The sequence below is a fragment of the Streptomyces sp. NPDC059718 genome (genome assembly GCF_042733315.1).
Classification (GTDB): domain Bacteria; phylum Actinomycetota; class Actinomycetes; order Streptomycetales; family Streptomycetaceae; genus Actinacidiphila.
In genome coordinates this window covers 129,897-149,522 of the sequence record NZ_JBHWGA010000012.1, presented here as the reverse complement: position 1 = coordinate 149,522, position 19,626 = coordinate 129,897, and the positions used below count along the sequence as shown (strand labels likewise).

At 74.4% G+C, this 19,626-nt stretch carries 14 protein-coding genes and 1 tRNA gene; 12 read left to right on the top strand and 3 right to left on the bottom strand.

The window, feature by feature from the left end; translation table 11 throughout:
- Window positions 1-125 precede the first annotated feature (125 nt).
- From ACFV3E_RS16395 to ACFV3E_RS16380, 4 genes are all read left to right on the top strand, one after another.
- On the top strand, window positions 126-1,271 hold the full coding sequence (locus ACFV3E_RS16395; protein ID WP_500535272.1) for a uroporphyrinogen-III synthase: 1,146 nt from the start codon (window positions 126-128) through the stop codon (window positions 1,269-1,271).
- 770 nt (window positions 1,272-2,041) lie between these two features.
- Window positions 2,042-4,315 (top strand): UvrD-helicase domain-containing protein, encoded by a 2,274-nt coding sequence (locus tag ACFV3E_RS16390; RefSeq protein WP_500535271.1) that lies wholly within the window; start codon window positions 2,042-2,044, stop codon window positions 4,313-4,315.
- A gap of 353 nt (window positions 4,316-4,668) precedes the next feature.
- Window positions 4,669-6,090, top strand: a complete 1,422-nt coding sequence (locus ACFV3E_RS16385; protein ID WP_500535270.1) for an NAD-dependent malic enzyme — start codon at window positions 4,669-4,671, stop codon at window positions 6,088-6,090.
- Window positions 6,091-6,288: 198 nt separating this feature from the next.
- Window positions 6,289-6,570, top strand: a complete 282-nt coding sequence (locus ACFV3E_RS16380; protein WP_018564081.1) for an HU family DNA-binding protein — start codon at window positions 6,289-6,291, stop codon at window positions 6,568-6,570.
- A 76-nt stretch (window positions 6,571-6,646) separates the two neighbouring features.
- Here ACFV3E_RS16380 and murA read toward each other — a convergent pair whose 3' ends face one another.
- Window positions 6,647-7,981, bottom strand: coding sequence for a UDP-N-acetylglucosamine 1-carboxyvinyltransferase (gene murA, locus ACFV3E_RS16375; protein ID WP_499512116.1), 1,335 nt, complete (start codon window positions 7,979-7,981; stop codon window positions 6,647-6,649).
- Window positions 7,982-8,233: 252 nt separating this feature from the next.
- Between murA and ACFV3E_RS16370 the strand changes: the two genes are divergently transcribed.
- The 7 genes from ACFV3E_RS16370 (at window position 8,234) to ACFV3E_RS16340 (ending at window position 16,935) form a co-directional block, all read left to right on the top strand.
- Window positions 8,234-8,812, top strand: coding sequence for a YqgE/AlgH family protein (locus tag ACFV3E_RS16370; protein WP_499512115.1), 579 nt, complete (start codon window positions 8,234-8,236; stop codon window positions 8,810-8,812).
- An 11-nt stretch (window positions 8,813-8,823) separates the two neighbouring features.
- Window positions 8,824-9,111, top strand: coding sequence for a DUF3039 domain-containing protein (locus tag ACFV3E_RS16365; protein WP_499512114.1), 288 nt, complete (start codon window positions 8,824-8,826; stop codon window positions 9,109-9,111).
- A gap of 67 nt (window positions 9,112-9,178) precedes the next feature.
- Window positions 9,179-10,342 carry a hypothetical protein gene (locus ACFV3E_RS16360; RefSeq protein ID WP_500535269.1) on the top strand — a complete coding sequence of 388 codons (1,164 nt, stop codon included), beginning with the start codon at window positions 9,179-9,181 and terminating at the stop codon, window positions 10,340-10,342.
- Window positions 10,343-10,425: 83 nt separating this feature from the next.
- On the top strand, window positions 10,426-12,057 hold the full coding sequence (locus ACFV3E_RS16355; protein ID WP_500535268.1) for a beta-N-acetylhexosaminidase: 1,632 nt from the start codon (window positions 10,426-10,428) through the stop codon (window positions 12,055-12,057).
- A gap of 261 nt (window positions 12,058-12,318) precedes the next feature.
- Window positions 12,319-13,212 carry an FAD binding domain-containing protein gene (locus tag ACFV3E_RS16350; RefSeq protein WP_499512111.1) on the top strand — a complete coding sequence of 298 codons (894 nt, stop codon included), beginning with the start codon at window positions 12,319-12,321 and terminating at the stop codon, window positions 13,210-13,212.
- Window positions 13,209-14,537, top strand: a complete 1,329-nt coding sequence (locus ACFV3E_RS16345; RefSeq protein WP_500535267.1) for a (2Fe-2S)-binding protein — start codon at window positions 13,209-13,211, stop codon at window positions 14,535-14,537. Before ACFV3E_RS16350 ends, ACFV3E_RS16345 begins: the two co-directional genes overlap by 4 nt.
- 61 nt (window positions 14,538-14,598) lie before the next feature.
- The gene (locus ACFV3E_RS16340; RefSeq protein WP_500369173.1) at window positions 14,599-16,935 is read left to right on the top strand and encodes a xanthine dehydrogenase family protein molybdopterin-binding subunit; all 2,337 of its coding nucleotides are present in this window, start codon (window positions 14,599-14,601) and stop codon (window positions 16,933-16,935) included.
- 53 nt (window positions 16,936-16,988) lie between these two features.
- Here ACFV3E_RS16340 and ACFV3E_RS16335 read toward each other — a convergent pair.
- Both ACFV3E_RS16335 and ACFV3E_RS16330 read right to left on the bottom strand, forming a co-directional pair.
- A tRNA-Cys gene (locus ACFV3E_RS16335) sits at window positions 16,989-17,063 on the bottom strand.
- Between the two features lie 91 nt (window positions 17,064-17,154).
- A complete protein-coding gene (locus ACFV3E_RS16330) occupies window positions 17,155-18,015 on the bottom strand; it encodes an alpha/beta fold hydrolase (protein ID WP_500535266.1) in 861 nt (286 codons plus the stop codon).
- Between the two features lie 145 nt (window positions 18,016-18,160).
- On the opposite strand from ACFV3E_RS16330, the gene ACFV3E_RS16325 reads away from it, so the two are divergent.
- Complete coding sequence (locus tag ACFV3E_RS16325; protein ID WP_500535309.1) at window positions 18,161-19,528, top strand: MFS transporter; 1,368 nt, start codon at window positions 18,161-18,163, stop codon at window positions 19,526-19,528.
- Window positions 19,529-19,626: the final 98 nt, after the last annotated feature.

The window sequence follows — 19,626 nt, the reverse complement described above, 5'->3', positions numbered from 1 at the left end:
ATGCCGGTGAACCCGGACCGTCACCGGGGCTTGGAACCATGCGCGCAACGGGGCGCGCGACTCCGGGACCCGGGACGGTCCCGGCCTCCGTTGCACGTGTACCTCCGGCGGAGCGAGGCAGAGCCATGCAAGTGCGACACCCAGACGTCCTCCCCTTGGCGGGCTTCACGGTCGGCGTCACCGCGGCCCGCCGCGCCGACGAACTGTGCGCCCTCCTCGAACGGCGCGGCGCCGTCGTGATGCGGGCCCCCGCGCTGCGGATCGTCCCGCTGCCGGACGACACCGAACTGCTCGCCGCGACCAAGCGGCTGCTCGAACGCGGCCCCGACGTCGTGGTGGCCACCACGGCGATCGGCTTCCGCGGCTGGATCGAGGCCGCCGACGGCTGGGGGCTCGGCGAGCCCCTGCTGGAGCGGCTGCGCCACGTCGAACTGCTCGCCCGCGGCCCCAAGGTGCGCGGCGCGATCCGCGCGGCCGGGCTCAGGGAGTCCTGGTCGCCGGCGTCCGAGTCGATGGCGGAGGTCCTCGACCGCCTGCTGGACGAGGGCGTCGACGGCCGGCGCGTCGCCGTCCAGCTGCACGGGGAGCCGGTGCCTGGCTTCAGCGAGGCACTGCGCGCGGCCGGCGCGGAGGTCGTGGGCGTCCCCGTCTACCGCTGGATGCCGCCGGAGGACCTGGGCCCGGTCGACCGGCTCATCGACGCGGCCGTCGCGCGCGGACTGGACGCGGTCGCCTTCACCAGCGCCCCCGCGGCGGCCTCCCTGCTGGACCGGGCCGACCGCCGGGGCCTGCGCGGCGAACTCCTCGACGCCCTGCGCCACGACATCCTCCCGGCCTGCGTGGGCCCCGTCACGGCGCTCCCCCTGCAGGCCCACGAGGTGCCCACCGCCCAGCCCGAACGCTTCCGCCTCGGGCCGCTCGTCCAGCTGCTCGCCGCCGAGCTCCCGGGGCGGGTGCGTCCCCTCCCTGTCGCCGGACGGCGCCTGGAGATCCGCGGCCACGCGGTCGTCGTCGACGGGGAGCTGCGTCCCGTCCCCCCGGCCGGGATGGCCCTGCTCCGCGCCCTCGCCCGGCGCCCCGGGTGGGTCGTCTCCCGGGCCGACCTGCTCCGGGTGCTGCCGGGGGCGGGGCGCGACGAGCACGCCGTCGAGACGGCGATGGCGCGGTTGCGGGCGGCGCTGGGGGTGCCGAAGCTCATCCAGACGGTGGTCAAGCGGGGGTACCGGCTTGCGCTCGATCCGGCGGCGGACGCCAAGTACGCCTCCGCGTGACCCGGGGTCCTGGTTGCGGCCTGTGGTTGCGTGCGGGTTGTTCGCGCCTGCGGCGGGCATCCTCCACCCTCCCGCCCGATTGCCCGGCGCGGTCAGTGCGGGTCTCGCACCGTGTGGCTGGGTCGGGGCCGCGCCGGCGCACGTCTCCCCCAGCCTTCGGCCGGGGGGACCCCCACAGCGCTCGCGGTTTACCCCTACGTCGTTCGGCGCCGGGTCCGCCGCTCGTCTCCCCCAGCCTTCGGCCGGGGGGACCCCCATGGGCGCACCCCGCCACACCCCCTCCCGACGGTTGGGGCGACTGACGGCCGGTGGGGGGTGAGTGGGGCACTTGCGGCGACCCCGGACCGGTTTCTGAACCCCCACCGGCGGTTGGTCGCCCGCGATAGGGAGGGGGCGGGGTCGTAGGGGTGGGCGTTCTGGACGCTGACGTGTATTTGTTGTGCGGCATCCGGGGTCCGACCTGGACTGCCCGCCATGCACATAAATATGCGGTCCAGAATGCCCAGCCCCGGAGGCCCCGACCCCGGCCCACCACGAACCGCGCGAGGCCCGCACCAATCGCGCCGGGCAATCGGGAGGGCGGGTGGGAGAACCCCCAACAGCAACCACCACGCACCCGCACGGGGCGACGCGGGGTACCCCGGACGCTTCGGGGGGCACTTGCCGAGTGGGCGGGAAACGCCTGGTTGGCGTACGGTGACAGGCTGCCCCGTACGCCGGGGCGGCGCGCGCGGCGCGTGACGTACGGAAGTGGAAGAAGGGGGTCCTGCGTGGCAGCGGTCCGGGACACGGAGATCGCAGTCGAGCAGACGCATCTGGACCGGGTGTACGACCGGCTCGAGGAGAAGATCCACGAGGCGGAGTTCCTCATGGACGACGCCGTCAAGCGCGGCCAGGTCGGCACGCCGGGCGCGCTGGCGGAGCGCGACGCCCAGGTGTTCCGGGCGGGGCTGCACCTGAACCGGCTGAACGCGGAGTTCGAGGACTTCCTCTTCGGCCGGATCGACCTGCTGCTGGGCAAGGACGGCAAGAAGGGCCCGGACGGTGCGTACACCTCCGTGGAGCCCGCCGATGACGCGATCCGGCCCGACGGGACGGCGGAGGTCGCCGAGACCCTGCACATCGGCCGGCTGGGCGTGCTGGACGCGGACTACGCGCCGCTGGTGATCGACTGGCGGGCGCCCGCGGCGGCGCCGTTCTACCGGGCGACGCCGGTCGCGCCGGGCCGGGTCGTGCGGCGGCGCGTCATCCGCTCCAAGGGCCGCAAGGTGCTGGGCGTCGAGGACGACCTGCTGCGCCCGGAGCTGACGACGGGGCTGCCGGTGGTGGGGGACGGCGCGCTGATGGCCGCGCTGGGCCAGGCGCGCAGCCACACGATGCGGGACATCGTCTCCAGCATCCAGGCCGAGCAGGACGTGGTGATCAGGGCCCCCGCAGCCTCCGTCACGGAGGTGACCGGCGGGCCCGGCACGGGGAAGACGGCCGTGGCCCTGCACCGGGCGGCGTACCTGCTGTACCAGGACCGGCGCCGGTACGCGGGCGGGATCCTGGTGGTCAGCCCGACGCCGCTGCTGGTGGCGTACACCGAGGGCGTGCTGCCCTCGCTGGGCGAGGAGGGGCAGGTCGCGATCCGCGCCGTGGGCTCGCTCGTGGACGGTGCCGAGGCGACCACGTACGACGATCCGGCGGTCGCCCGGATCAAGGGCTCGCTGCGGATGCTGAGGGTGCTGCGCAAGGCGGCCCGGGGCGTGCTGGAGCACGGGTCCGGGCAGGGTCGCTGCCCGGACCGGCTGCGGGTGGTGGCGTTCGGGCGGCGGCTGGAGCTGGACGCCGAGGAGCTGTCCGGGATCCGGCACGCCGTGCTGAGCGGCACGGCGCCGGTGAACCTGCTGCGGCCCCGGGCCCGCCGTCTGCTGCTGGACGCGCTGTGGCGCAAGGCCGGGCGCCGTTTCGAGGACCCGGAGCTGGCCGCCGAGGAGCGGCAGGGCTTCGACGAGGACGTCTCCACCGAGCAGGAGTTCGTGGACTTCCTGGCCGCGTGGTGGCCGGTGCTGACCCCGCGCGGGGTGCTGGCGGCGCTCTCCGACGAGAAGCGGCTGGGGCGCTGGGCGCGGCGGGTCCTGACGCCGCCCGAGGTGCGGCGGGTGGCGCGCTCGCTGCGGCGGCTGGACCCCGCGGGCAACGGGGCGCTGTCCGTGCACGACGTCGCGATGCTGGACGAGCTGGAGTCGCTGCTGGGCCCGCCGCCGAAGGTGCGCACCCGGGAGGCGGACCCGCTGGACCAGCTGACCGGTCTGGAGGAGGTCACGACCTTCGCCGACCGGATGGCGGCCGGGCGGCGCAGCCGGCAGGACCGGCTGGACGCGGAGCGCACGGAGTACGCGCACGTGATCGTCGACGAGGCGCAGGACCTCACCCCGATGCAGTGGCGGATGGTGGGCCGCCGGGGCCGTGCCGCGACCTGGACGGTGGTCGGCGACCCCGCGCAGAGTTCGTGGACCGACCCGGACGAGGCGGCCCTGGCCCGTGACGAGGCCCTGGGGACGCGTCCGCGCCGCCGTTTCACCCTCACCGTGAACTACCGCAACCCGGCCGAGATCGCGGACCTGGCGGCGAAGGTGCTGGCACTGGCCATGCCGGGCAGCGAGGCGCCGCGCGCGGTGCGTTCGACGGGGCTGGTGCCCCGGTTCGCGGTGACCGCCGACGGCGGCCCCGGCGAGGCGGTGCGCGCGGAGGCGGAGCGGCTGCTGGGCGAGGTCGAGGGCACGGTGGGCGTGGTCGTGGCCATGGGCCGCCGTGAGGAGGCCCGGGGCTGGCTGGCGGGGCTGGGCGAGCGCGTCGTGGCGCTGGGCAGCCTGGAGGCCAAGGGGCTGGAGTACGACGCGACGCTGGTCGTCTCGCCCGCGGAGATCGCGGACGAGTCGCCGGCTGGGCTGCGGGTGCTGTACGTGGCGCTGACCCGGGCCACGCAGCGGCTGACGGTGCTCTCCGGCGCCCGGGATCTGCCGGACGGCGCCGGCGTCCCGGACCTGCTGCGGGACTGAGCCGTCCTATGACGACGGCGGGGCGCCCCTCTGGGAGGGGCGCCCCGCCGGACGTATGTGACACCGACCCGCCATGCTCGCCTCGCGGCAAGTGGGCGCTCGAAGCGCCTATGGTTGGGCCCGGGGGCTTGGATCGAGCCGGTGCCTCACCCAGGCTAACAAACGATCCGAGATTGTCATTCCGTCCGTGTGCGCCGTTCCGGTGGCGGGTGGGGGAACATTAAGCACACAAGCTTCCGTTGACCCCCATCGCTACTCGACATTCTGTTGTAGGGCCCCCGGGTTTACGCGTACCCACCAGTAGGTGGCAGCATCGAGGGCGCACAACCAGCGACAGCGGAGGAACAGCGGCCATGGCAACGGCGCCGAGCGTCTCGTACTCAATCACGGTGCGGCTGGAGGTACCCGCGAGCGGATCCGCGGTCAGCCAGCTCACCACGGCCGTGGAAGCCTCCGGTGGTGCCGTCCACGGCCTCGACGTGACCGCTTCCGGCCACGAGAAGCTGCGGATCGACGTGACCATCGCGGCCACCTCGACGGCCCACGCGGACGAGATCGTCGCCAAGCTGGCGCAGATCGAGGGCGTCGCGATCGGCAAGGTCTCCGACCGCACGTTTTTGATGCACCTCGGCGGCAAGATCGAGATGGCGTCGAAGCACCCCATCCGCAACCGTGACGACCTCTCCATGGTTTACACGCCCGGCGTGGCCCGGGTCTGCATGGCGATCGCCAAGAACCCCGAGGACGCCCGCCGGCTGACCATCAAGCGCAACAGCGTCGCGGTGGTCACCGACGGCTCGGCCGTGCTGGGCCTCGGCAACATCGGGCCCAAGGCCGCGCTGCCGGTCATGGAGGGCAAGGCGGCCCTGTTCAAGCGCTTCGCGGGCATCGACGCCTGGCCGATCTGCCTGGACACCCAGGACACCGACGCGATCGTGGAGATCGTCAAGGCGATCGCCCCCGGCTTCGCCGGCATCAACCTGGAGGACATCTCGGCGCCCCGCTGCTTCGAGATCGAGGCCCGGCTGCGCGAGGCCCTGGACATCCCGGTCTTCCACGACGACCAGCACGGCACCGCCATCGTGGTGCTCGCGGCGCTGACCAACGCGCTGCGCGTGGTCGGCAAGCAGATCGGCGACGTACGGGTCGTCATGTCGGGTGCGGGTGCCGCCGGCACGGCCATCCTCAAGCTGCTGCTCGCGGCGGGCGTCAAGCACGCCGTCGTGGCGGACATCCACGGTGTCGTGCACAGCGGCCGGCAGGACCTGGTCGACGCCGGCCCCGGGACGGCGCTGCGCTGGATCGCCGACAACACCAACCCGGAGGAGATCACCGGGACCCTGAAGGAGGCCGTGCGCGGCGCGGACGTCTTCATCGGTGTCTCCGCCCCCAACGTCCTGGACGGCGAGGACGTCGCGGCCATGGCCGACGGCGCCATCGTCTTCGCCCTGGCCAACCCCGACCCCGAGGTGGACCCGGCGGTCGCCCGGGAGACCGCCGCGGTGGTCGCCACGGGCCGCAGCGACTTCCCGAACCAGATCAACAACGTGCTGGTCTTCCCGGGCGTCTTCCGCGGCCTGCTGGACGCCCAGAGCCGCACGGTGAACACCGAGATGATGCTCGCGGCGGCGACCGCCCTCGCGGACGTCGTCACCGAGGACGAGCTCAACCCGAACTACATCATCCCGAGCGTCTTCAACGACAAGGTCGCGGGCGCCGTCGCCGGTGCCGTCCGTGAGGCCGCCAAGTCGCAGGGCCTCACCGCGACGCCGTAACGACGGAGCGTCATCGAGCCGCACACGTCCCGCTTTTTGTGTGACTCTCCCGGGTGCCGGATTGGCGTTTCCCCCAGAAATAGGGGCAGGATGCGTACCTGGGCGGTGAGGGCCGCACCGCAGAAGCGCGATGAGCGTCTTCACAATGCGTCTTCCCCGACGGTCGACGTTGGGGGTTTCCATGCAAGGAGTACTTAGATGAACCGCAGTGAGCTGGTGGCCGCGCTGTCCGAGCGCGCCGAGGTGACCCGCAAGGACGCCGACGCCGTTCTGGCCGCGTTCGCCGAGGTCGTCGGCGAGATCGTCGCCAAGGGCGACGAGAAGGTCACCATCCCCGGCTTCCTCACCTTCGAGCGCAGCCACCGCGCCGCGCGCACCGCGCGCAACCCCCAGACCGGTGACCCGATCCAGATCCCGGCCGGCTACAGCGTGAAGGTCTCCGCGGGCTCGAAGCTCAAGGAAGCCGCCAAGGGCAAGTAGTTCCGCGCCTACCGCGACAACCGAAAGGGCGGCCTCCCCGCGGGGAGGCCGCCCTTCGTGTGTTCCGGGCGCCGGGTCAGTCCGCGGCGGGCAGCTCGACCTTCGCGCCGAGCTTCTCCAGCTTGCCCATGAAGTTCTCGTAGCCGCGGTTGATCAGGTCGATGCCGTGCACCCGGGAGGTGCCCTGCGCCGCCAGGGCCGCGATGAGGTACGAGAAGCCGCCTCGCAGGTCGGGGATGACCAGGTCGGCGCCCTGCAGCCTGGTGGGGCCGCTGACGACCGCGGAGTGCAGGAAGTTGCGCTGGCCGAAGCGGCAGGGGGTGCCGCCCAGGCACTCGCGGTAGAGCTGGATGTGGGCACCCATCTGGTTGAGCGCCGAGGTGAAGCCCAGCCGGGACTCGTACACCGTCTCGTGGACGATGGACAGGCCCGAGGCCTGCGTGAGGGCCACGACCAGGGGCTGCTGCCAGTCGGTCTGGAAGCCGGGGTGGACGTCGGTCTCCAGGGCGATGGCGTTCAGCGGGCCGCCGGGGTGCCAGAAGCGGATGCCGTGGTCGTCGACCTCGAAGGCCCCGCCCACCTTGCGGAAGACGTTGAGGAAGGTCATCATCTCGCGCTGGCTGGCGCCGCGGACGTAGACGTTGCCCTCGGTGGCCAGGGCCGCGCAGGCCCAGGAGGCGGCCTCCAGGCGGTCCGGGAGGGCGCGGTGGTTGTAGCCGCCGAGCTTGTCCACGCCGGTGATGTGGATGGTGCGGTTGGTGCCCATCGTGATGATGGCGCCCATCTTCTGCAGGACGCAGATGAGGTCCTCGATCTCCGGCTCGATCGCGGCGTTGCTCAGCTCGGTGACGCCCTCGGCCAGGACGGCCGTCAGCAGCACCTGCTCGGTCGCGCCGACCGACGGGTACGGGAGCTCGATCTTGCAGCCGCGCAGCCGCTGCGGGGCCTCCAGGTACTGGCCCTCGGGGCGCTTCTCGATGACCGCGCCGAACTTGCGCAGCACGTCGAAGTGGAAGTCGATCGGCCGGCCGCCGATGTCGCAGCCGCCCAGGCCCGGGATGAAGGCGTGGCCGAGGCGGTGCAGCAGGGGGCCGCAGAACAGGATCGGGATCCGCGAGGAGCCCGCGTGGGCGTCGATGTCGGCGACGTTCGCGCTCTCCACCTTGGACGGGTCGAGCACCAGTTCCCCGGGCTCCTCACCGGCCTGCACCGTCACCCCGTGCAGCTGGAGCAGGCCCCGCACCACGCGCACGTCGCGGATGTCGGGCACGTTGCGCAGCCGGCTGGGTTCGCTGCCCAGCAGCGCGGCCACCATCGCCTTGGGCACGAGGTTCTTCGCGCCGCGGACATGGATCTCCCCCTCGAGGGGGGTGCCGCCGTGGACGAGCAGTACGTCGTTAAGGCCGGTCATTGCTCTCGCGTTCCTGGAGACGGGCAGAAAGGAAGCTAGGTCCCCGCAGGCACCAAGGGGAAATGGTAATCGGCCTTCCGGCGCCGGGGAGAGGGCTGTGAGGTCCCACTCATGTAATGGCTTCGCTACAGCACCCTGTGCGGTCGCGTGCCTCCGGAGGGTCGCCGGCTCCGCGCCCTGCGCGCCGGGCCCGGTGCGGAAAGGGGGCTGTTGCCACCCCGCGCGGCGGCGGAATGCGGGATCATGTTGACCATGACCGAAGTGTCATCGCTCACCGGCAGACTGCTCGTCGCGACGCCCGCGCTCGCGGACCCGAACTTCGACCGGGCGGTGGTGCTCCTCCTCGACCACGACGAGGAGGGGTCCCTCGGCGTCGTCCTCAACCGCCCCACGCCCGTCGGGGTCGGCGACGTCCTGGAGACCTGGGCCGGTCTGGCGGGCGCGCCCCCGGTCGTCTTCCAGGGAGGGCCGGTCTCGCTGGACTCCGCGCTGGGCCTGGCCGTGGTGCCCGGGGAGCCGCGGGACGGCGAGGACGGGGAGCCGCTCGGCTGGCGCCGGGTGTACGGCGCGATCGGCCTGGTCGACCTGGAGGCGCCACCGGAGCTCCTCGCGGCCGAGCTGGGCTCCCTGCGCATCTTCGCCGGGTACGCCGGATGGGGGCCGGGGCAGCTGGAGGACGAGCTCGTAGAGGGTGCCTGGTACGTGGTGGAGTCCGAACCGGGGGACGTCTTCTCCCCGGACCCCGAGCAGCTGTGGCGCTCCGTGCTGCGCAGGCAGCGCAGCGAACTCGCGATGGTCGCGACGTATCCGGACGATCCGTCTCTGAATTAGGCTTGCGTGCCATGAGCACTCTCGAGCCCGAGCGCGGGGCGGGCACCGGCACCCTCGTCGAACCGACCCCGCAGGTGTCGAACGGCGATGGCGACCACGAGCGCTTCGCGCACTACGTTCAGAAGGACAAGATCATGGAGAGCGCGCTCTCCGGATCGCCGGTGGTCGCGCTCTGCGGCAAGGTCTGGGTGCCCGGCCGGGACCCCAAGAAGTACCCGGTCTGCCCGATGTGCAAGGAGATCTTCGAATCCATGCCCACCGGTGGCGGGGACAAGGACAAGGACAAGAGCGGCAAGTAGCGGCCGCCACGGCACCCGGCAGGTACGGCCGCGGCACGGCGGCCGTACTTCGCGCGTTCGGGGGGACATGGCGCAGGACGACGCCGTCACGGCGGACCGGGTCTTCGGGCTGTGCGAGCGGGGGCGCTTCGAGATGGCGCACTCGCTCGTCGACGACGCCTTCGTCGCCCGCAACGGCAGCTTCGGCTACCTCGTACGGGCCAGGGTCTTCGCGTACGAGCGGCGGGCCGACCGGGCCCGGGAGGCCGTCGACTGGGCGCTGGCGCACGCGGAGCGCGGCGATCCCGACCCGCCGCTGCTGGCCGGGCTCGTCCTGCTGATGCTCGGCGACGCGCACGCCGCCCTCGGGCTCGGGAGGCGGGTCGTTGCCGCCGACCCCCGTGAATGGCGTGCCCAGGTGCTGGTCGCCGACTCCTGCCGGATGCTCTCCCGTGGCCCCGAGGCGGTCGCCGCCGCCCGGCGGGCGGTCCTGATCGCGCCCCGCGAGGCCGAGGCGCAGGTCGCGCTCGCACGGGCGCTGGACCTCTCCGTCCGCCCCGCCGCCCGGGCCGAACGCCGCACCGCCCGGGCCCGGGCCCTGGAGCTCGGTGCCGCGCCCGCGGACGTGGCGGGGCGGCGCCAGTGGCCGCGGCTCGTGCCCGTGCTGCTGGTGGCCGCTCTGGTGCTGTTCGCCGACCCGGAGGTGCTGGCCGGCGGGGTGGGCGTGCTGGCGGCGCTGGCGGGCGCGCTGTGGCTGCTGCAGGCCCGTCGTTCCGGCAGCACCGGCCTGGGGCGGCTGCAGACCGTACGCGCTCTGGCCCGCGCCGAGTTGAACGGGGACCCGGCCCGCGCCCGGGCCGCGGCCCTGGCCGTGGCGGCCCACCTGGCCGTGCTGCCGATCGCTGCCACCGGCCTGGCGGCGGCCTCCGCCGCCGACGGCACCCCCTGGCCGCTTCCGGCCGTCCTGGGCGTCGCGGCGGGCGCCGTCGTGGTGCTGCTGGGCGCCGCCCGCGCGGTGCGCTGGTGGTACGGCGACACCTTCCTGCAGCGCGACGTGCTGCCCAGCCGGCACGTCGTCCTCCAGCTGACCGCCGTCGTCGCCCTCATCGGCACCGTCGTGGCCCTCTCCGTGGCGCAGGCGACCTCCACGGCGCTGTGGTCCGCGGTGACCGTGAGCCACCTCCTGTGGTGCGTCGTCGGCGTGCTGATCCCCGTCCTCGCCCTGAACCGGGACCGCCGGGCCGGCCGCTGACGGCCCCCCGCGTCCGGCCGGCGCGGGCCGGAAATCGGCGATTGGTCTATTCCAGTTGCCGCGGGCGCGGCAGGATGGGCGCCATGGACCTCATCCCGGCGCCCGTCGAGGCGCACCGGCACGCCGGCGGCGGGCACGTCGACCTGGGCCCCGGCAGCACCCTGGACGCCGGCCCCGGCACGGAAGGGACCGCGCACTGGCTGCGCGCCACGGTCGGCGCCGCCACCGGGCTCCCGCTGCCGCCGCCGCCGGCGGGCACGCCCGGCACGATCACGCTCCGCCTCGACCCCGACGTGACCGGGCGCCTCGGCGCGGAGGGCCACCGCCTGACGGTGTCCGCCGAGGACGGCGTCCGCATCGCCGGCGGGGGACCGGCGGGGGTGTTCTGGGGCGCCCAGACCGTACGGCAGTTGCTCGGGGCCGACGCCTTCCGGCGGGCGCCGCTGCCGGGGCGCGACTGGCGCCTGCCGCACTGCACGGTCGAGGACGCACCGCGCTTCGCGTGGCGCGGGGTACTGCTGGACGTGGCACGGCACTTCATGCCCAAGGACGTCGTCCTGCGCTACGTCGACCTGCTGGCCGCGCACAAGCTGAACGTGCTGCACCTGCACCTGACCGACGACCAGGGCTGGCGGGTGGAGATCCGCCGCCACCCGCGCCTGACCGAGGTCGGTGCCTGGCGCAGCCGCACCAAGGTGGGGCTGCGCGAGTCCCCGTTGTGGGACGAACGCCCGCACGGCGGTTACTACACGCAGGACGACCTCCGCGAGATCGTGGCGTACGCGGCCGAGCGGCACGTGACGGTCGTGCCGGAGATCGACGTCCCCGGCCACTCGCAGGCCGCCATCGCCGCCTACCCGGAACTCGGCAACACCGACGTCGTGGACACCGGCGCCCTGCCGGTGCTCACCAGTTGGGGCATCAACCCGAACGTGCTGGCGCCCACCGAGGCCACCGTGCGCTTCTACGAGGACGTGCTGAGCGAGCTCCTGGAGGTCTTCCCCTCGGAGTTCGTCCACATCGGCGGGGACGAGTGCCCCAAGGACCAGTGGCGGGCCTCCGCCACCGTCCAGGCCCGCATCAAGGAGCTGGGGCTGCGTGACGAGGACGAGTTGCAGAGCTGGTTCGTCCGGCACTTCGACACCTGGCTGAGCGCGCGCGGCCGCCGGCTGATCGGCTGGGACGAGATCCTGGAGGGCGGACTGGCCGAAGGTGCCGCCGTCTCCTCCTGGCGCGGCTACGCGGGCGGGATCGCGGCGGCCCGGGCCGGGCACGACGTCGTGATGTGCCCGGAGAGCCAGGTCTACCTGGACTGGCGGCAGTCGGACGGCGAGGACGAGCCGGTGCCGATCGCGCACGCCCGCACCCTGGAGGACGTCTACCGCTTCGAGCCCGTCCCGGACGGCCTCACCGCCGAGGAGGCCGCCCACGTCATCGGCGCGCAGGCCAACATCTGGACGGAGACGATGGATTCGGTCCGCGCGGTGGACTACATGGCCTTCCCGCGGCTCGCCGCCTTCGCCGAGACGGTCTGGAGCCGGCTGCCCGGGCCCGCCGCCCGCGACCACGAGGGCTTCGCCGCGCGAATGACCACCCACTACGGGCGACTTGACGCACTGGGGGTCGAATACCGTCCGCCGGGCGGTCCGCTGCCGTGGCAGCGGCGTCCGGGCGTCATCGGACGCCCGATCGAGGGGCCGCCCCCGATCGTGTGAGGCCTGCCACAACCCTGGGCCGGTCGACGTTTGAAATGGCAAGGTGGTCTGGCCAATCACGGCAAGGCGCATGAAGGAGGCCATTCCCGTCGCAACCTGGAGAAAAGCGCAAACCGGACGGGGTGTCATCCGGAAGGCGGGTTCTCCTTTGCGACCCTCGCGTTGATCACCCCGGAAGATGTGCCAGAGTTGCCACGTCCGGGCTGTCAGCACGTACCGTACGGCTACCGCACCGCGGACAGCCGGGGAAGGGGCAGCTGCGTGAGCACGTACGCACGGCAGGCAGCGCGCAATGTGGCGTTGCCGACCTCGCTCGACGAGGCCGTGGCGGCCTTGGCCGCCACGCCCACAGCCGTGCCCGTCGCCGGAGGCACCGACCTCATGGCGGCCGTGAACTCCGGGCTGCTGCGCCCCGCGGGACTGGTCGGGCTCGGGCGGATCAGCGAGATCCGCGGCTGGCAGTACGCGGACGGCGCCGCGCTGCTCGGCGCCGGCCTCACCCACGCCCGCATGGGCCGCCCGGACTTCGCCGCGCTCATCCCCGCCCTGGCCGCCGCCGCCCGCGCCGCCGGACCCCCGCAGATCCGCAACGCGGGCACGCTCGGCGGCAACATCGCCGGCGCCGCGCCCACCGGTGACTCGCTGCCCGTGCTGGCCGCCCTGGAGGCGTCCGTCCTCGTCGCCGGCCCGGACGGCAATCGCGAGCTGCCGGTCAGCCACCTGCTCACCGCCATGGACCCGCTGCGGCCGGGCGAGGTCCTGGCGTACGTCCGGGTCCCGCTGCTGCACGCGCCGCAGACGTTCCTCAAGGCCACCGGCCGCACCGGACCCGGCCGCGCGATCGCGTCCGTCGCCGTCGTCCTCGACCCCGCCCGCCGGGGCGTACGCTGCGCGGTGGGAGCTGTCGCACCGGTGCCGCTGCGGCCGCTCGAGGCCGAACGCTGGGTCGCCGGGCTGATCGACTGGGACGGCGAGCGGACGCTGGCACCGGAGGCCCTCACGGCATTCGGCGAGTACGTCGCCGCCGCCTGCATCCCCGACCCCCTGCCGGCCCCGGACGGCACCACGGCCCCCGAACTGCCCCCCGCGGCCGTCCAGCTGCGGCGTACGGTGGCCGCACTGGCCCGCCGCGCGCTGGGGAGGGCACTGGCATGAGTGACGACGTGTACGACGACAGGACACCGGACGGGCGCATGACCGACCAGCCGCAGGCGGGGTCCCCCCTGCCGCACGGCGGGGGATTCACCCCTGGGCACGGGGTGTGGGAGCCCCTGCCCCACGGCGAGTACGACTCCGACCAGACCATGCAGGTGTCCTTCGCGGCGCAGCTGTCCATGACCGATCCCGGAGCCGACCCGCTCGCCGCCCCGGGCCACGGCTACGCGCCCGAGCCGACCGGCGTGCCGATAACGGTCGCCCCCGCGGAGGCGCCCGGAGGCCCGGCCGCCGGTGAGGACGCGGCCACCACGTGGGCGATCCCCGTCGTGCGCGAGGACGCCACCGCCGACGACTCCGGCGAGTACTCGGTGGGCGCCTTCGTGCCCACCCCCGACCCGTCGCGGCCCTGGACCGCCCCCGCCGCCCCGCACGCGCCCCCGCTGCCGCGCCCCGGCGTCGCAGCGGACGGCGGCTGGGCGCTCCCCGCGGACGCCACCGGCCAGTGGACGCTGCCCCTCACCCCGGACGGCGCCGCCGGGGAGTCCGGTGAGTACGGCTTCCCGCCCGTGTCCGCCCCCGCGCCGGACGGCGCCGCCGGGGAGTTCCGGTCCGAGCCGGTCCCCGGCGAGGACGCCGCGCACCCGCAGGAGCCCGTGGCGGACCTCGGCGTGGACCTCGCCGCCGAAGAGCCCCCGTCCGTGGAGGAGGCGGCCGAGGAGCCCGGCGACGGACCCGGTGCCGACGCGCACAGCGAACACCCGGTGGACTCCTACGTCCTCAACGTCAACGGCACCGACCGGCCCGTCACCGACGCCTGGCTCGGCGAGTCCCTGCTGTACGTGCTGCGCGAGCGCCTCGGCCTCGCCGGCGCCAAGGACGGCTGCGAGCAGGGCGAGTGCGGCGCGTGCTCGGTCAAGGTCGACGGCCGTCTCGTCGCCTCCTGCCTCGTGCCCGCCGCGACCGCCGCGGGCAGCGACATCCGCACCGTCGAGGGGCTGTCCGCCGACGGCGGGCCCTCGGACGTCCAGCGCACGCTGGCCGAGTGCGGGGCCGTGCAGTGCGGTTTCTGCATCCCCGGCATGGCGATGACCGTCCACGACCTGCTCGAGGGCAACCACAGCCCGACCGAGCTGGAGACCCGGCAGGCCATCAGCGGCAACCTCTGCCGCTGCTCCGGGTACCAGGGCGTCCTGGAGGCCGTGCGCCAGGTCGTGGCCGAGCGCGAGGAGACCGCGGAGGGCGCCGCGGACGACACCGCCGGCGACCCGGCCGACGGCATCCGCGTCCCGCACCCGCGCCCCTCCTCCGGAGGCCCGGCGTGAGCACCCCGGACCTCCTGACCCGGCACCACCTCCCCCCTCGCGGCAGCGAAAGGTACGCGCGATGACGGGCCCCGACGCCGCGACGGCCACCCCGGCCGTGGGCACCCCCGCGACGGTCGCGACGGGCGCCGCCGAGCAGCAGTCCACACCGACGGGCATCGGCGCGTCCCTGCCCGCCACCGACGGGATGGCCAAGGCCCAGGGGACGTACCCCTACGCCGCCGACCTGTGGGCCGAGGGCCTGCTGTGGGCGGCCGTGCTGCGCTCCCCGCACCCGCACGCCCGCATCCTGTCCATCGACACCTCCGAGGCCGTCGCGCTGCCCGGGGTGCGGGCCGTGGTGACCCACGAGGACGTGCCCGGCGACGCGATGCACGGCCGGCGGGTCGCCGACCGTCCGGTCTTCGCCAAGGACACCGTCCGGCACCACGGTGAGGCCATCGCCGCCGTGGCCGCCGACCACCCCGACACCGCCCGGCTGGCCGCCGCCGCCATCCAGGTCGAGTACGAGGTCCTGGAGCCCGTCATCGACCCCGAGCGGGCCTTCTCGGCGCCCCCGCTGCACCCCGACGGCAACCTGATCCGGCACATCCCGCTGCAGTTCGGCGACCCGGACGCGGTCGGCGAGGTCGTCGTCGAGGGCCTGTACCGGGTCGGCCGCCAGGACCCGGCCCCGGTCGGCGCCGAGGCCGGACTCGCCGTGCCCCGCCCCGACGGCGGCGTCGAGCTGTACGTCGCCTCCACCGACCCGCACAGCGACCGCGACCTGGCCGCCGCCTGCTTCGGCCTGGAGCAGGACCGCGTCAAGGTCGTCGTCACCGGCGTGCCCGGTGCGATGGGCGACCGCGAGGACTCCGGCGTGCAGATCCCGCTCGGGCTGCTGGCGCTGAAGACCGGCTGCCCGGTGAAGTTCGTGGCCACCCGCGAGGAGTCCTTCCTCAGCCACAGCCACCGCCACCCCACGCTGCTGCGGTACCGCCACCACGCGGACGCCGAGGGACGGCTGGTCAAGGTCGAGGCCCAGGTGCTGCTGGACGCCGGCGCGTACGCCGACACCTCCGCCGACGCCCTGGCCGCGGCCGTCGCCTTCGCCGCCGGCCCCTACGTCGTGCCGCACGTCTTCGTCGAGGGCTGGGCGGTGCGCACCAACAATCCGCCGTCGGGCCACGTCCGGGGCGAGGGCGCGATGCAGGTCTGCGCGGCCTACGAGGGCCAGATGGACAAGCTCGCCGCCAAACTCGGCCTGGATCCGGCCGAGATCCGCATGCGCAACGTCATGGCCACCGGCGACCTGCTGCCCACCGGCCAGACGGTCACCTGCCCGGCGCCCGTGGGCGAACTGCTCAAGGCCGTGCGCGACACCGACCTGCCGCCGCTGCCCATGGACGACGACGAGTCCGAATGGCTGCTCCCCGGCGGCCTGGAGGGCGCCGGCGAGCCGGGCGCGGTGCGCCGCGGCGTGGGCTACGCGCTCGGCATGGTCCACATGCTCGGCGCCGAGGGCACCGACGAGGTCTCCACCGCCACCGTGCGCGTCCACGACGGCGCCGCCACCGTCATCTGCGCCGCGGTCGACACCGGCCAGGGCTTCGCCACCCTCGCCCGGCAGATCGTGCAGGAGGTGCTCGGCGTCGAGGACGTCCGCGTCCTGCCGTCCGACACCGACCAGCCCCCGGCCGGCGCCGCCGCGCGCGGCCGCCACACCTGGGTCTCCGGCGGCGCCGTCGAACGCGCCGCCAAGATGGTGCGCACCCAGCTGCTGCAGCCGCTCGCCGGGAAGTTCGGCATGTCGCCGGAGCTGCTCTCCATCGCCGACGGCAAGATCACCTCGTACGACGGGGTGCTCTCCACCACCGTCGAGGAGGAGCTGGCCGGCAAGGAGCTGTGGGCCACCGCCCAGTGCCGCCCGCACCCCACCGAGGGACTCGACGACACCGGCCAGGGCGACGCCTTCGTGGGTCTCGCCTTCTGCGCCGTGCGCGCCGTGGTCGACGTCGACATCGAACTCGGCGCGATCCGGGTCGTGGAGATGGCCGTCGCCCAGGACGTCGGCCGGATCCTCAACCCCGCGCAGCTGTTGGCCCGGATCGAGGCCGGGGTCACCCAGGGCGTCGGCATGGCCCTCATGGAGGACCTCCGCGCGCCGCGCGGCGTCATCAAGCGGCCCAGCCTGACCGGCTATTCGCTGCCCACGGCGCTCGACGCGCCCGCGATCCGCGTGGTGCGGCTCGTCGAGGAACGCGACGTGCTCGCCCCCTTCGGCGCCAAGGCCGCCAGCGCGGTCCCCGTCGTCGTCTCCCCGGCCGCCGTCGCCTCCGCCGTCCGCGCGGCCACCGGCCGCCCGGTCAGCCGCCTGCCCATCCGCCCCCAGCACGCGGTGGCCCGCCCCCAGGGCTGACGCCCCGCCACACACCCCGAAGGGCCCGGTCCATGCGGACCGGGCCCTTCCTGTGGAGGCCGTGGCGGGAATCGAACCCACGTAACTCGATTTGCAGTCGAGCCCCTGAACCACTCGGGCACACGGCCTTGCGTCGTCGACGTGACTCGACCATAGGCGCGGCCCCCGGGAGGGGGTCAACGTTTCCCGGGGGCCTGCAACAGGACTGCCACACGCCGTTCACGAACCGCCGGGCGACGCGAGGAACTCCTCCACCACCGGGCGGAACAGCCCGGGTTCGTCCACCCACGGGAAGTGCCCGACGGCGTGCAGCGGACGCAGGCGGGCGTACGGGAAGCAGGCCGCGACGACCTCGCCCGCGCGCATCCCGGTGATGGCGTCACGGTCGCCGGTGAGGACCAGTACCGGGCAGGTCACCTCGCGCAGCCGGGCCAGGACGGCGAGCCGGGCCGGTTCGTCGATGCCCTGCCAGAAGCCGGCGCGGGGGACCGGGTGCAACTGGCCGCCCTCGGCGGCGGCGTGGACGCGCTGGGGCTCGTCCCAGTGGCCGTACGCCATCGGCGCGACCTGCAGCAGCAGCGTACGGACCCGGTCGAGGTCGTCGGCGGTCTCCAGCTCGGCGAGGGCGGCGACGGCCTCCGGCCACCAGGGTTCGCGCACGCGGCTCTCGAAGATCTCGCGGGCGTCGTCGGGCAGCTCGCCCTGCAGCCGGGAGCCCGGGGTGACCAGCACGAGGTGCGTCAGCCGCTCCGGATAGGCGGCGGCGTACATCTGCGCGGTCGCGGCGGCCGCGTCGTGCGCGAGCAGTGCGAAGCGCTCCAGGCCCAGGTGCGCGCGGAGCGCCTCCAGGTCCTGGGCGAGCCGGGGGAAGGAGTAGGCGAGCGGGTCGCCGGCCGGCGGGCTGCCCCCGGTGCCCCGGCTGTCCGGGACCACCAGGCGCCTGCCCCGGTCCAGACCGCCCAGGTCGCCCAGGTAGGCGGCGTCCCGCCCCGGGCCGCCGGCGAGCGCGAGCAGTACGGGCCCCTCGCCCCGGTCCTGGTAGGCGAGCTCGGTTCCGTCGTACGAGGTGTAGTGCGGCATGGCCTACGCCTTCCCGGCCCGGGCCCGCTTCTCCCGGCCCTAGGCCGAAAGGCCGACCCGGGTGCCAGGGGCAACGAGCCGGTTGACCCCTTACCCTGTCGTGGTGACCACCGCAGACACCGAGCCGGTATCCGGCCATGCAGCCATGCCCCTCGCCGGGCCGGACACCGGAGCCGACACCGTCCTGGGCAGCCGCTACCGCGCGCTGACCCTCGCGATGGTCTCCGTCGTCCTGCTCATCGCCTTCGAGGCCACCGCCGTCGGCACCGCCATGCCCATCGCCGCCCGCGAGCTGGACGGGCTGCCGCTGTACGCCTTCGCCTTCTCCGGCTACTTCACCACCTCGCTCTTCGCGATGGTCGTCAGCGGCCAGTGGTGCGACCGCACCGGACCGCTGGCGCCGCTCGTCACCGGCATCGGCGCCTTCGCGGCCGGCCTGGTCGTCTCCGGCACCGCCCAGTCCATGTGGCCGTTCGTGCTGGGCCGCGCCGTCCAGGGCATCGGCGGCGGGCTCGTCATCGTCGCCCTGTACGTCGTCGTCGGCCTCGCCTACCCCGAACGCCTGCGGCCCGCGGTGATGGCGGCCTTCGCCGCGTCCTGGGTGCTGCCCTCCATCGTCGGCCCGCTCGTGGCCGGCACGGTCACCGAGCAGTTCGGCTGGCGCTGGGTCTTCCTCGCCATCCCCCTGCTCGTCGTGCTCCCGCTCCTCACCGGCCTGCCCGCGCTGCGCCGCGCCTCCCTCCAGCGACCGCCGGACGACCGCGCGGCCCCCGACGGCCGCCGGCTGCGCCTCGCGCTCGCCGTCTCCGCCGGCGCCGGGCTGCTCCAGTACGCCGGGCAGGACCTGAGGCCGCTGTCGCTGCTCTTCGCCGTGGCGGGCGCCGCGCTCGTCGTCCCGGCCGCGCTGCGGCTGCTGCCCCGCGGCACCTTCCGCGCGGCCCGCGGACTGCCGTCCGTGGTGCTGCTGCGCGGTGTGGCGTCCGGCACGTTCCTCGGCGCCGAGAGCTTCGTGCCGCTCATGCTCGTCACGCAGCGGCACATGTCCCCGACCCTCGCCGGGCTCTCCCTGGCCAGCGGCGGCGTCACCTGGGGCATCGGCTCCTGGATCCAGGGCCGCCCCCGCCTCGAACCCCACCGCGAACGCCTCGTCGTCCTCGGCATGTTCCTCATGGCCGCCGCGATCGCCGGCGCCGCCCTGCCGCTCCTGGACGCCGCCCCCGCCTGGAGCGCGGCCGCCGCGTGGGGCGTGGGCGGCCTCGGCGCGGGCCTGGTCATCTCGTCCCTGAGCGTGATCCTCTTCAAGCTCTCGCCCCCCTCCGAGGCCGGCGCCAACTCCGCCGCCCTCCAGGTCTCCGACGCGCTCTCCAGCGTCGTCCTGGTCGCCGCAGCGGGCACCGTCTTCGCCGCCCTCGGCGGGGCGGCGGGCGCCTTCACGGCCGTCCTCCTCCCCCTGTCCGTCCTCGCCCTCGCGGGCGTCGCCGTCGCGGCCCGCCTCCGCCCGAGAGCGCGGTAACCCTGCGGCCCGGGGTGCGTTGTTTCCGCCCGGTGGGTTGTGTGCGGGTGCGTTGCGCCTGCGGCGGGCATCCCCCGCCCTTCCGCCCTCCCCCAGCC

Excerpts from the sequence above, each read along its gene's own strand:
- ACFV3E_RS16395 (WP_500535272.1), top strand. The coding sequence starts at position 126 with ATGCAAGTGCGACACCCAGACGTCCTCCCCTTGGCGGGCTTCACGGTC.
- ACFV3E_RS16385 (WP_500535270.1), top strand. The coding sequence starts at position 4,669 with ATGGCAACGGCGCCGAGCGTCTCGTACTCAATCACGGTGCGGCTGGAG.
- ACFV3E_RS16380 (WP_018564081.1), top strand. The coding sequence starts at position 6,289 with ATGAACCGCAGTGAGCTGGTGGCCGCGCTGTCCGAGCGCGCCGAGGTG.
- murA (WP_499512116.1), bottom strand. The coding sequence starts at position 7,981 with ATGACCGGCCTTAACGACGTACTGCTCGTCCACGGCGGCACCCCCCTC.
- ACFV3E_RS16370 (WP_499512115.1), top strand. The coding sequence starts at position 8,234 with ATGACCGAAGTGTCATCGCTCACCGGCAGACTGCTCGTCGCGACGCCC.
- ACFV3E_RS16365 (WP_499512114.1), top strand. The coding sequence starts at position 8,824 with ATGAGCACTCTCGAGCCCGAGCGCGGGGCGGGCACCGGCACCCTCGTC.
- ACFV3E_RS16360 (WP_500535269.1), top strand. The coding sequence starts at position 9,179 with ATGGCGCAGGACGACGCCGTCACGGCGGACCGGGTCTTCGGGCTGTGC.
- ACFV3E_RS16355 (WP_500535268.1), top strand. The coding sequence starts at position 10,426 with ATGGACCTCATCCCGGCGCCCGTCGAGGCGCACCGGCACGCCGGCGGC.
- ACFV3E_RS16345 (WP_500535267.1), top strand. The coding sequence starts at position 13,209 with ATGAGTGACGACGTGTACGACGACAGGACACCGGACGGGCGCATGACC.
- ACFV3E_RS16340 (WP_500369173.1), top strand. The coding sequence starts at position 14,599 with ATGACGGGCCCCGACGCCGCGACGGCCACCCCGGCCGTGGGCACCCCC.
- ACFV3E_RS16330 (WP_500535266.1), bottom strand. The coding sequence starts at position 18,015 with ATGCCGCACTACACCTCGTACGACGGAACCGAGCTCGCCTACCAGGAC.
- ACFV3E_RS16325 (WP_500535309.1), top strand. The coding sequence starts at position 18,161 with ATGCCCCTCGCCGGGCCGGACACCGGAGCCGACACCGTCCTGGGCAGC.